Below are 13,549 nucleotides of genomic sequence, written 5' to 3'. Positions count from 1 at the left end.
TGGGCGTCGCTGATGCCCGGCACACCGGTGGTTGCTCCGGCTCCTGGTGGTGGCCGCCGGGTGCTGGCGGACCCGGCGGAACGTGATCCGGCGGTGAGGGCCGGGTAGCCTGCGGTAAGCGCCCGTCGGACCCGAGACGCACATCGGGGCCATCGCCGGCGGGCGCTGTACGTCGTGTGTGGAAGTCCGGACGCTGCGGCGGCCCTGCGGGCGCCTACCTTTGGTTGGGTTTGCGCGTCCGCTGTGTCTCCGCAGCACCACGTCGCAGGTGCGCTGCCTGCTCGCCTGCGGCGGGGGTCGGCTTCTTCGCTCCCTTGCGCGTGCTCGATCGGGACTTGGCGGCAGCAGCGGACACACCCGCGGTCCTGCTCTTTTGCCCAGGGAGGGGCTGCTGCAGGGCTTTGCCCATCTTCTGCAACGAGGGGAGGTTCACCTCGTTCGCCGTCGGCTCGGCGGTGGGGCGCTGACGGTTGGCGGTGTTGAGCGCGCCGTCCCCGAGGGCGAGCAGGGCCTCGGCGCTCGGGAGGCCGCCTTGACCGCGCTGGCGCTGGGCCAGGCTGTAGGCGCCGGCCGCGTTCCCGAGGGCGAGCAGTGCATCCGCGCTCGGCAGATCGCCCTGGTTGCGACGGAGTCGGTCCGCAGCCCTCTGGGCCAGGTGCGCAACCGTGTCGAAGGCACGGATCCCGATCTCGCGGAAGAAGTTCTGCACCCGACCGTCGCCGAAGAGCTTGTCGGCGTACTGGCCAGCCCGCTCCCGTACCGCGCGAAGCAGGTTGCGCGCGGCGCCCCTGACAGTCTGGAGCTCCTGCCACTCCGGGACGTCCTTCAAGGTGGAGGTGTGCTCGTCCGCGCGGCTCAGGGCGGTGCTGACCGCCTCGGCGGCCGGCTGCGAGGGGGCGGCGGGGTCCTTCGGGTCGGCGGAACGCTGCGGCGCGTCCGGGGTGACCGGCCCCGTGACGGGAACCGACACCTGCGGCAGTGGGGCGGTCCGCTGCCACCGCTCTTCAAGCGCTCGGAGAGGTGCCTCCATGGCTTCGCGCAGGTCCTGGACGGTGCCGTGGTCGGCCGGGACGATCTCGGACCAGGCCTCTTCGAGTGCTGCTGTGAACCCGTTGAGGGGGGTGCCGGCGGAGCGCGGCGCCGTCGGCGCGTCGGCGGTGCGGGGGAGGGCTGCCTCCGTCGTCGGTGCGTCGTCGGCGACGGCCTGCGACGATACCTCCGGCGCTGTCGCCTCGTCGGCCGGGACGGCCGGTGTCTCCTGGATCTGGTCGGTCATGGGTGTTGACTCCAAGGTCGGCTCGGGTTCGGTCGTCTCGACGGGCGTGATCGTCGTCTCGACGGCCACCTCGTCGTCGGCAGCGCTGGGCGCGGCTTCGGAGGCCGCCGGGTCGGTGGGCGCGGTGTTCACGAGCTGGGTGCCCGCCAATGGCTGCACGCTCGGCTCCGGCAGGACGTTGTGCTCCGCGATCAGGTCCTCCATGTACTCCTCGTGCATGGCGCGCGCCAACTCGGCGTCCTCGCCCAGCCACTCCTCCAGCGACGCGTATCCGGCGGGCACCCGGCCGGTTCGGACGTACGCCTCCAACTCTCCTGCCCGTGCGTCCTCGTCCGCTGTGACGGCTTCCTGCGAGTCGTCGATCGCGGGCTCGCTCGACTGTTCGGTCGGGGCTTCGGGGGACGTGGCAGCCTGCTCTTCGGCTTCCTCGGGCTCCGGGGCCGCCTCGTCCGCCGTGACCTGCTGGTCACCGGCCGAGGGCGGTTCGACCTCACCGGCGTCGCTTTCCGGGTTGGCAGCGGAGCCGGGCGCAGGCACAGCGGCGGCACCGATGGCGAAGAGGCCTAGCTGCTCCTCCGCCATCTCGGCCGGTACTGCTGGTTCCACTGGGCTCTCCTTCTTCGGTAGCGAGTCGGTGGCGGCCTCCGCGCTGAGGGGTCCCGCAGTGGCCACCGGCCCGGCTTCCGCTTCGGCGGTATCCGGGGAGACGGCGTTAGGCACGGCCTGCTCCTGCACCAGAGTCTCGACCGGCGCAGCGGGCGCCGGATCGATCACCGCGCCGGCTTCGGACTGGCTGGTGGCCTCCTGTTCGACGGGTGCCTGGTCGGAGACTGCCGCTTCTTCCTGAAGAGGCGCAGGTTCCGCAGCGAGCGCCTGGGCGGCAGCAAGGGCGGCCTGGAACCCGGCACTCAACCGCAGGGCCGCGCTCTCCACCCCGTCCAGGGCCTCCCGCAGTTCCTCGGGAACGGCAGGACGCAGCACCCGGGCCCACGCGGCCGGAGCGTAGAACGTGGCGAGCACTTCGCTCGGACCGCCGGGCACCGGCGGGCGGATGTTGATCACACGCAGATAGGCGTGACGCAGCGCGGCAACCGGATTGATGGGATCGCCGAAGCCCCCGGGGCGAGCCAAGTTGTCCTGATCCACGTAGCGGCCGACCAGCGGAAGCCGATCCCACCGGCCGTACGCCTCGGTCAGGGCCTGGATCGCGGCGTTGAGTGAGGCGTTGTCGTGCGGCTCCGCAGGGCCCAGCTGCGGCGGCGTCAGGTCGGGTGCCTCAACGTCCAGGACGGGCACCACGGCGACGCCGAGACTGAAGAGGCCCGGCTGCTCCTCCTCATCCAGTGAGGCTGATTCCACGGATGCCTCCTCCCGCGGCGGCGTGGCGTCGTTCGCCTCCCCGGCGGGAGGCTCGGGCAGTTGCTCCGGCCCGAGCGTTTCCGGGCTGGCGTCGTTCGGCCCGGCCACCCGGGCGGCCATGGCCATGGTGTCCACGGCAGCGGGCGGCTGCGACTCCGGCCCGGCCGCGAGGGCGAGCAGCGCGGCATGGTGCGCGTCGATGCCGACTTGGAGCTCGTTCAGGTCCTGCCGGTGCTGCTCAGGCATGACGGCTGGCGGCGCGTACCAGCGGACGACCTCGGCGGTTGCGGCGGCAGCCGTGCCGAACAGGGCCAGCTGCTCGGGGGTGCCCTGATAGGCCCACCCGCCGGGGTGGGGGAACTCCTTCACCGCGGTCCAGGCTGCGGCGAAGGCCACGGCCACGGCCGGGTCGCTGTCGTTGAGGAACTCGAACGAGGAGTTCGCGAGCCAGGCGTCGGCGAGTTCGAGCAGCACCAGCTGCGCGTAGTCCTCGTCGCCGGGCACCGGCGCCGGGGCGGCGGCGTGCCAGAAGCCGTCCGCGCCGCGGTACATCGTCCGGCCGTTGGCCTGCCAGGTCTCGGCCTCTCCCTCCGGCTCTCCTTGCACGGGATCGACGGCAGGTTCAGCTGCGGCCTCAGCCGGCGTAGCCTCGATCGGCTCGCTGGCGGTCTCGAACACCATTTGCCCGGGGACCTCGGCGCGCTCCGGCTCCGGCGCAGCCGGTTCGACCGGCTCCGGTGGTGGCTCGGGGAGCTGCACAGGGGTCAGGGCGCCGGCTCCGACATCGAGAGCCGTCTGGCCGTCCAGCTCGCCCGGGCCGACCGGTACCGGTCGGGGCGCCTCTTCCCCGGCATCGGCGCCAGACTGCCCGGTGGAGTCGGCGACGGAGGATTCTTCTTCGACCTGTCGCGGCTCGCTGTCCGGCGGCTGCGCTGCGGTGGCAGGCTGCTCACCGGCCGCCGGGGCAGCAGCGCCCGGGCCGAGGGCGGGCGGGCCCGAGCGGGCAGCGTCGGCCACGCGGTCGGCGGCCTCGGCAGCGGGCATCCGCCTGCTGGCGCTCTCGGCCGCGTCCGGCCGGCTAGGTCGGCTGGACGCTTCGTCCCCGTCGGGGGAGACCCGCAGGCTGGGCACGTCAGGGGGCAGCGGTGCGGGGTGGTCGCGGTCGAACGCCTCCAGCAGGCCGACGGCCTGGTCGATCTTGGCTTGCAGGGGCTTGCGCTCCTCGGCCCGCTTGTTGACCTCCCGCTCGCGGGTCTCCACCGACCCGTACCGCGCGGGATCGAGGTCGTCCACCGTCAGCTCGGGCAGCTTGTCGCGCTCGGCGATCGCGGCCACCACGTCGTCCAGCAGCTCGGTCCGCCGACGGGCGTGGTCGATCCGCTCCCCGAAGTCCACCGCGGCCTGCTGCTCGCTCAGCAAAGCGATTTGCGATTCAAGGCCCGGCAGCGCCTCACGGTCCAGGACCTGCTGATCCGGGGCCTTCTCCAGCGCGGTCGCCAACCGACCCAGCATGGTGGTGCCGATCCGCTCCCCCGTCAGGTCCTGCACGCTGTACAGTGCTTCGCTCTTGCGTAGGTCGGGGAAGCCGACCCGGATCTGCATCTGCCCGGTGGCGGTCATCTCGGCCTGGACCCCGACGGGCAGGCCGCCGAATCGGCCGACCACCCGCCACGGGCCGGTGCCGGGGGTGCGGTGCTCCATGAGGGCGCTGGCCGTGGCCTGGCGCAGCGCGGGCCCGGCAGTGCGGCGCTCGGTGTGGGTGCTTTGGCCGAGCTGGATGGCGAAGTCGTCGCCGCGCACCCGTGACAAGTCGATCTGCGGCAGCGCCGCCTCGCGCCGGGTGATGCCCTCGCGGGTGGCCTCGGCCTCGGCCCGGGTGGTGGCGAGGAGTTCGGCCTGCAAGAGCCGGTCGGCAGCGTAGTTGCGCCGGTCGGCTTCCAGGCCGGCCAGGTGCTGGCGGGCCTCCATGAGCTGGCCCAAGTAGGGGTTGCCCCCGATCTCGGCCTGCATCGTGGCGTAGTCCCACTCGCCCTCGCCGATCTCCTGGACCGTGTCGGTGGTGTCGTCGCCGTTGTCGGGCCGCCGCATGTCGTCCAGCCCCTCCGCCTTCGAGGCGAGCAGGGCGGCCTGCCAGGAGTCCATGCTGCCCAGGGTCGCGAGGATGTCGATCTCGACCACGTCATGCTGGTTGCCCTGCCTGATGCCGCGCCCGTTGCGCTGCCTCATCCCGCTGGCGTTCCAGTCCAGGTCGATATGGGTCACCGCGAAGTTCCGGTTCTGCACGTTCGCGCCGGTGCCCAACGTCTCGGTGCTGCCGAGCAGTACCGAGACCTCCCCTTCACGGCAGCCGCGAAACAGCTCACCCAGCGACTCAGGGCTGTGGTTGTGCTCCTGGACGAAGGCGATCTTCTCTTCCGGGACGCCGCGCTCGACCATCAGCCGGCGCAGCTCGGCGTAGGCGTTGAAGTTGCCCTTGTTCTTGCCGCCGGGCGTACCAGCGTTGAGGAAACCGACCTGGAGCCCGCCCCGCCTCGGGTGCGGGGTCGAATCCCGGGTGGAGACTGTGTAGGCGCGGTCCTTGTTGGCGTGGTATCGCGCGGCGAACAGGTCGGCGGCGGCGGCGAGCTTGCCACCGGCCGGTGCGTCGGCGTCGAGCAATCGCGGGTCCAGTGCGATGGCTCGTCCGTCGTTGCCGACGTTCAGCATGTTGTCCTGCTGGCGGGTCACCTCGCCGCTGTGGATCGCCGCACCCCGGGCCATCAGCTTCTTGAGCCGCGCCTGCTGGTCGGCGGTGGGCTCGATCAGGATCAGGCGCGGGCCACCCCCGGCGACCGAGGGGCGCGGCAGACCCACCTCATCGGCGGTCTTGCAGTCGGCGACCAGCCCCCACATCGTCTTCATGGCGCTCTTGTTGACGAACCGGGAGAAACGCTCGACCACCTTGAGGCCGGAGCCGTCCGGGGCCATCTCGATCCGCGGCACCGTGACCCCGTACGTCCCTGCCCACAGGTCCGGGGCGCCCACGCCGAACTCGTCCAGCACCCATGGCGCGGCCAGCGCCAGCATGCCGTACTGCTCGCTGATCGACTTGTTCAGCGGGGTGCCGGTGGCCAGGGTTACGGTCGGACGGCCGCCCTCCTCCCCGGCGACCTGGTGCATCCAACTGAGCTTCTGGTGCAGGTCGATGCCGCGCAGCCTCGCCGGATCGCCCCCGCCCTCTTTCGAGCGGAACCCGAGGCCGCGGAACCGGTGGGCCTCGTCGATCACCGCGTAGTCGAAGCCCAGGTCCTCCCAGTACAGCTCGCCCGGGGTGCGCATCGGGGCCGCGTTGCGGCGCAGCCTGGCCTCCAGGGTGGCCAGGCGCTGCTCCAGCTTGATGACCGCCAGCGCGTTGTTCGGCACTCCCCGTTCGCGCAGCACCTGCTCGCGGACGGCTTGAACCTCCCGGAACTCGAACTGCTCCTGGTACTCCGGGCTCATCTTGACCTTCAAGAAGGCGCCCTCGGTGAACAGGGTCAGGTCCGGGGAGTTCGAGCGCAGCCACTCCAGGGTGGCGCGGCGCTGGTCGCCGTTGAGCATGTCGGAGGTGATCAGGCGGATGTCGGCGTGCGGGTACAGCATCGACGCCTCGTCCAGCAGCTGCTGGGCGAGGTGACGCTGCATCACCAAGAACGGCTTGCTGATCTGCCCGGACGCCTTGAGGGCCTGGGTGCCCATTGCGAACGTGGTCGTCTTGCCGAGCCCGACCTCGTGGTCGAGGATCACGCCGCGCTCGAACTGCATCCGGGCTGCGGCCCCGAGCTGGTACCAGTAGGGAGTGCGCTCGGGCGTGAACCCGGCCAGCGACGGCCGCATGGTGTCGTAATTGCGGACGACGTGGCCGTTCATGACCTCGTTGTAGGCGTCGGTCAGCTGGGCCACGCGCCCGCTGTCCGCCGTCAGGTACGCCTCGAAGGCGGACCTCATCTGGTCGGCCTTCTGCCGTGCGGCCCGGGTGGCGTCGTCGTTGACCTCGGTGACGACCTTGCCCTGGTCGTTCTCGAAGGTGTCTTCGACCACCAGTGAGCCGCGCCCCAGCAGTGCGCGGGCGATGTGGGCGGCAGGCCTGCGCGGGGTGCCCTTCAGAGCGTCGATCGCCGGGGGGACCTTGCCGGGGTACAGGGACCAGCCGTAGCGCTCGTTGTGGTCCACCCGGAGCGTCGGGTCGCTCAGGTACTCGCGCAGGAAGCCCTGCACGAGCGGGGCGGGGATCCAGTGGGCGCCCAGCTGCGGGGTGAAGTCGCCGATGCGCTTCTCGCGCGGCTGGACGGCCTGAAGCGCGGTGACGTTGACCGCGAATGCCGGGTCCTTCACCGCCGCTTCCCGTGCGGTGGCCAGCTTCTTGCGCACCGCGCCGGTCAGGTAGATGCCGGCGTGCTCCAGCTTCCCGGTGGCCGGGTTGTCGAACACGGAGGTGCCCAGCCGCAGCCGGGCTTCGGCCGGGTCGGTGCCGAGCAGCTCGGCGATCCGGTCCAGGTCCACCTGGCCGGTAGCGCTCATCACGGCGGCCAGCGCCACCGCGGGGTCGTCGGTGCGCTCCAGCTCCCCGCGCAGCGAGCCAGGCCGGCGGGTCAGGACCTCGGACAGCACCGCGGCACCGGCCTTGCGGTCCCAGGTCTCCAAACCCAGCACGGTGGCTGCGTCCGGATCCGCGCGGAACCAGCCCCAGGCGGTCGGGGTGCGCTCGTCGTCGCGCACCTCCCGGCCCTCGGCCGCGGCCCGGGCCCGCACCTCGGGCGTGGCCGCAAGGCGGGTCTGGCGCGGCTGGGACAGCGGCCCGTGCGCCTGGGTGTAGGCGCTGTGCAGCTGCCGCAGCCGCCCGCGCAGCTCCTCGGCGCGCGGCGCTTCGTCGCCGGTGCGGTCCAGCTCCTTGAGCTCGGCGGCCACCGTACGCATCTCCATCAGCGCGACCAGCTGGCCGGTGTTGCCGTCAGAGGGGATCGCCTCGACGGGGTCGCCGCCGTTGACGTGCTGCCAGATCCGGCCTTCGCCGTCGCGGTAGAGGCGGCCGGTGTAGTCGTTCGCATGCTTGTCGCGGGCCCGCATCAGGTTCAGCGGCCTGCGGTCGATGCCCTGCGGATGCGGCTGGTAGCCCCGGCCCTGCGCGAGGGCCTGGGCGGCGCTGGCCGCCAGCTCGGTGCGCAGCTGCTCGATCGCCCCGGCCGGGTCGCCCAGCACGGTCACCGCCGGGCCGTACGGGCCCGAGGTGGTGGTCAGCTGGCCCAGGACGTGCTCGGGGTGCTGCTCGAAGTACCGGTTGATGGTGTGGGTGCTGTCGTTGACCTCGCGCTTGGGGGCGTCCAGCCAGCCCTGATCGCCGGGCGCTTCGCCGTCCGGGCGGCGGCGCAGCACCAGCACGTCCACTACCACGCCGGTGCCCGCGGTCTCGCCGAACACGCCACCCGGCAGGCGGTAGGCGGCCACCAGGTCGCCGTAGCGGGCCATCTGGCGCCGTGCCGAGTCGTCCTCGGCGTCCAGCGTCCAGCGGGAGGTGACGCCCAGGACGTAGCCGCCCTCCCGGGTGAGCGCGAGCTCCTTGATGAGGAACCCGTTGTGCAGGCTGTGGCCGGTCGCACCGTAGCGCCGCTCGGTGAACGGCACCTGGGCGAACGGCACATTGCCGATCGCCGCGTCGAACGCCCCGGCCGGCGCGTCGGTGTCGGCGAAGCTCTCGGCGAGCACGTTCGCGTGCGGGTAGATGTACTGGCAGATCCGGGCGGTGGTCGGGTCCAGCTCGATGCCGGTCAGCCGCAGCTGGACTCCCTCGGGCGCGGCGCCGAAGAACACGCCCGAGCCGGATCCGGCCTCCAGCACCTCGCCGCCGTCGAAGCCGAAGGCGCGCAGCCCCTCCCACATTGCCCGGGCCAGGGCCTGCGGGGTGTAGTGGGCCGACAGCGTCGCCCGGGAGGCGGCGTTCCACTCGAACGGGTCGAGCAGCTCGCGCAGCGGGGCGCGGACCGGGGAGTACTCCTCCCACCGCGTCAGGTCCTTCTCGTACCGGCCCTCGCGCTCCCCGCCCGGCCCGTAGGCCGGGTTCTTCTCGTCCGGCCGCTCCAGGAATACCACCGGGACGGAGCCCCAGCCGGACCAGCGTGCCAGGACGCGCTTGTCCTCGGCGCTGGCGCCCGTGTGCTCCGCCTCCAGGCGGCGCAGGACCCGGATCGCCTCCAGGTTCGCCGCGGCCCGGGCCAGCGGACCCCGGGGGATGTCGGCCGGGTCCGGCCGGAACGGGCCTACAGCGCGTTCAGGTCCCGCCAGATCGAGTCCAGCTCGGCCCGGGTCTCGCTCGGCTCCAGATCCGGGTCCTCCTCCTCGTCCTCCGGCGGCGGCAGCAGCTCCGCCATCACCTGCTCCTCGGCTAGCGCCCGGATCTGGTTCAGCTGGCCCACCCGCTCCTGGTAGTTGGCCGCCGGCTCCGTCGCCTCCTCCAGCGCCTCCTCGGCCTCGATCACCGCGCTCTCCAGCTCCCGGCCCTTCTTCGCGAAGAACGCCTCCGGGTCCTGCATCGCGGCCAGCTCCCTGGGCCGGAACTGCTCCCAGTGCTGCCGGGCCTTCAAGCTGTACTGACTCGCCGTCACCGCTGTCTCCGTCCTCGCTGCTGCCCTCCACGCTACCGGCCAGCGCGGCCAGCTGGGCGGCCACCTGGCTGGCGTCCACCCCGCGCCGGTCGGTGTCCCGGCCGGCCTCGCGCAGCCGGTCCCGCTGCCCGTTGACGTTCATCAGCGCCGCGCCCATCGCGGGGATGCGGCGCTTGGCTGCCTCCCGGTCCCGCTGGGGTACCTCGGGGTCGGCCCCCCGCTCGCGCAGCTCGGCCGTCGCCTGCTCCGCCACCCGGGATAGCTCTCCCAGTAGCCCCTCCTCGACGCGGTACTCGTATGCCCGCATCGTCTTGCCCGTCACCGGATTGCGGCGCGGCTGCTGAGTCGGGGTGCGCTCCAGGATCTCCACCAGCCGCTGCCGCTCCGGCGTGCCGCCCTCGCGGGTGCGCCTGCGCAGCCACGCCAGCACCTCGTCGCGGGCGCCGATCGGGAGCACCACCTCGCGCGGCACGCCCCAGGTGCGCTGTGGCAGCGTGCGGGGGTTCTCGTCGTAGTGCCGCACCAGCGCGGCCACCGCCGCTGGCCGCGAGGGGAACCGGCCGATGTTCTGGCGCTCCCAGCCGACCCGGGCCTCGAACTGCCCGCCGTAGGCCGTGTCCACGCTGCCGTACATGTCCGGCATCCCATCGACCTTCACCTCCCGGTACGACGTCCTGCGGGAGGTGCTCACCTGCGCGCGGGCCAGCTCGTCCGGGTACTTGGCCGCCTCGCGGCCCTCCATCTCTCCCTCGACGGCGCCCAGGCGGGCGGTGCGGGCCTCATCGACCTCCTCGCGGCCCGAGATCGCAGGGTCCTCGCTGCCCTTGGTCAGCTCGGCGCTCTCCGTGGCCAGGTCCTTCAGCAGCATCTCGCCGACCGCCGGACGCTGCTCGTAGTGGCGCACCCGGCGCGCCGCCATCTCGCCGCGCAAGCCCTCTTGCAGATCCTGCATTGAGCCGCGCAGTTCGTGGCTGCGCGGCATGTGCAGGTGCAGCTGGGCGACCGCCGCGTACGCCTCGCCCAGCTTCTCGTCGTCCAGCTCGGCTGCTGCCGGTCCGGCCAGCAGGGTGCGCGCCTTGCGGGCCTGCTCCTCGCCGGACACCGCGCTAGTGCGGGCCTTCACCACGAGGTCGCCCTCGGTCTTGTAGGCGAAGGCGTTGTGGGCGAACGGTAGGACCAGCCACTGGTGCTCGGCTGCGAGCTCGGCGTCCGTCATGCCGGTTACCTCCGGCGCAGCCGCGATCCGCCGCAGGACCCGCTCCTGGCGCTCCGTCTCCAGCACGGCGGCCCGCTCCGCGGCCCGCTCGTCGCGCTGGATGCCGTAGCCGACCCTGGCGCTTGTCTCGCGGATCGCCTCGGCCAGCTCCTTGTCGCTCAGCGTCTCGACGCCCGGCTCGGCGGCCGGAGCCTGCGCAGGCACTGCCTCCGGCTGCCGGGGTGCGGGGACGGCAGCAGCAGGAATGGGCGTTGAGGCGTCCTGGCTGGATCCGGGGCGGCGGACCACCACAGCGCGGCCCTGCCGGGCGAACTCCGACAGCACCGCGGCCACGTTCTGGTCCACCGTCTTCGCAGTCCAGTTCCGCCCGCTGACCTTGGCTTTCTTCTCCCCTGACCAGTAGAGGTTGCCTGCCTTGGTCGCCCGTTCGTCAGGCGCGTCATCCCTTACGGTGCCGCGCACCACGATGACGCGCTTCGTCTTCGAGGTCGCGTCCGGCACGATCTCCACCCACACCCGGTCCTGCTGCTCCGGGGGGAGCTGGGCGGCTCGGTGCTGGGCGGCGGCGAGCACGTGGAACCTGGCGCTGCCGTACCCTCCGGCAGCGATGCGCACGCCGTCCACCAGGCCCGCGGTCACCCCGTCACCGACGTACCTCCCCCGCGCCACCGGCTCGTTGTCCGGCCCGTAGACCGTGGTCTCCATCCGGGCGGACTGGAGATAGTGGTAGCCGGGGAAGCCATCGACCGGCAGGGCCCCATCGGGCAGGACAACGAAAGGCGACTCGTCGGCGGTTGGCTCGGCGCCCTCGGGCAACACCGCCATCTCGGCCTCGCCGGCTTTCGGCTCCGGCGCAGGCCCGTCCGCCTGCGCGCTCCCGGCCTGGACCACAGCCGGCGCTACCGCGGCATTCAGCTGCTCGTTGGCGGCGGGTGCGGGCTCGGCCGTCTTCTCGGCAGCCTGTACGTCACCTGCATCACCACCCTGGGCCTCCTCGGCCGTGTCAGTCTCCTCGGTCGGAGCTGCGTCCGGGCCTGCGAGCAGTTCGTTCAGCCGGGCCCGGCTCTCGTGCAGGCGCAGCTCGTCGGCCAAGTAATCGATGTCCCACTCGAACCAGGTGCCGTCGCCGTTTTTCACCTGCTCCAGCTCGGTCGCCCACGCCACGGCTTCGCGCTTCGAGCTGTAGCCGGCGCCCTGGTTCATCAGCAGGCCGCTCGCGCAGTGGTAGACGTACCACTTGGTGGAGCTGCGGCCGATCAGGAACCGTGCGAGCGGGCTGAGTTCGGCGTTGTCGGAGTTGTGCTGGGAGGCCGACTCGGCACCGAGGCGGGCCTGAGCGCGCTCCAGCCGCGGTGTCGCCGGGTCCGGCCAGCCGCCGGACAGGGTGCGCGGCGGCCGGCGCCACAGTGGGGAGGTCTTCCCCTCGGTCCAACGCCTCTTCACCTCGGAGGCCGTAAACACCCGGCGCACCCGCACCTGGGGTTTGTCCGGCTCTGCGGCCGGCTCGGCGAGGTCGAACAGGGGCACATTGTCGGCAGTGGGTTCGGCCACGGGTAGGACCTCTCCAGGTGCTGTGTCACGGGGCGTGCTGGCGGCGTGGGCGCGGGCGGCGGCCGTCAGCTCCTTCAGGCGCTTGAAGCTGCCGAGCTCCTCGTCGCCGAAGGTGAGGCGGTAGTTGTCCAGCGAGTCGCTCCGGATGGCCCGGTAGAAGTTGTCGGTCGGGGTGACCAGGTAGACCGGCCCGTCCTCCAGCGCCAGGCGCCAGCCACGTGCCAGGCCGGGGATCCGCTCCAGCAGCCCAGCCCGGTCGCCGGCCGCGTGCCGTGCGGCCATGGCTTTGGCGTCGTCCAGGTCCTCCACCTCGCCGAGAAGCAGGCTGGTGTCGGCAATGCCCCCGACGTTGACCGTGAACGTGCGAGAGCTCGGCCCGGTCCAGTGCGCCGAGTACTCGGCTCCGTTGACGCTGATCGTCCAGAAGTCCGTGGTCGTGCCCTGCTCGGTGCGCACCCGCGCGCTGGAGATCTGCGGCTCGGCCCCGGCCGGCGCCGCCGCCTCGTGCTCGGGGTGGTTCTGGCGGTAGTGCCGCACGCAGATGCCCACCGCGCTGGCCCGGGACTCGACGCCGTAGGCGAGTTCCTCGCTCTCGCCCTGGGCAGGCGCGGTCTCGACGTGGAACAGCTCGATGCCGTTGTCGGCGCGGTCCAGCCGCAGCACGTACGGGCTGCCGTTGACCGTGACGTCCAGGAACGGCAGCGGCCCGCCCATCGGCGCCTGGCGGTGGTGCACCGTCAGCTCGACCGGCGGCACCGGGAACTGCATGTGCCCCGCGGGATCGCGCCACTGGGCGTAGGGGATCGGCGTCGGCGCGACGGTCGCGCCGCGCGGCAGCTCCTGCCCCTCCTGGGTCGGCACCGGATCCGGAACGGCCTGCCCCAGTGACCGGGGGACCCCTCCGCCCGATACCGAGTACGAGTAGGACCCGTCGCGTCGCCGGTTCCGGGTGAGCACGTGGTACTCACCCGTGGTGGCAGACCGGTCCGTCCACACGAACCAGCGGTTCGCGTGCGCGCCGGGCGACCAGACACAGCCGCGGATCGGCTCGGCCCCCTCCTCGTCCGGCGTCCACTCGATCCAGTCGCCGACCTCGAACGGCTTCGGCGCCCACGCGTTTTCCTGGCCCTTGGGGAGCCTCATCCGCCCGTTCACGTACGGCCGCAGCGAGGCCTTGACGGTCATGGCGCCGGAGTTCTTGTTCGCCACGTGCCGCAGCACCTCGGCCCGAAAGAACTCCGCGCGCTCCCGGTTCGGATGCCCCGGCTCAGGCAACTCCGGCAGTGAGAAAGACAGCTGGCCATCGTCCGACCGGATGTCCTCGAACGGCACAGGCCACACCTTCCCCCGTGAGTGCGTCAATCCAGTGATCGTGCCACGCGAGCGAACACAGATCACGGCAATAACACCGGGAAACGCCAGCGGACCAGGGGAAGCAGGCGCGGGCCCGGCCGACCCGCAGGGGGTGTTCCGGGATCCGGGGCGCGCCGTGATCAAGAACGGCCAGCGGTCACCAGTACCGTGCACACC

Annotated in this window: 1 protein-coding gene; it reads right to left on the bottom strand. The window is 72.2% G+C overall.

Translation table 11 applies throughout. The features are described from left to right. Positions 1-214: 214 nt before the first annotated feature. Complete coding sequence (locus tag KV557_RS24615) at positions 215-13,228, bottom strand: hypothetical protein (protein ID WP_218203646.1); 13,014 nt, start codon at positions 13,226-13,228, stop codon at positions 215-217. Positions 13,229-13,549 lie beyond the last annotated feature (321 nt).

The organism is Kitasatospora aureofaciens (assembly GCF_019192735.1).
Classification (GTDB): Bacteria; Actinomycetota; Actinomycetes; order Streptomycetales; family Streptomycetaceae; genus Kitasatospora; species Kitasatospora aureofaciens_A.
The sequence above is the reverse complement of the archived record's forward strand: the minus strand, read 5'-3'. Positions and strand labels throughout refer to the sequence as shown.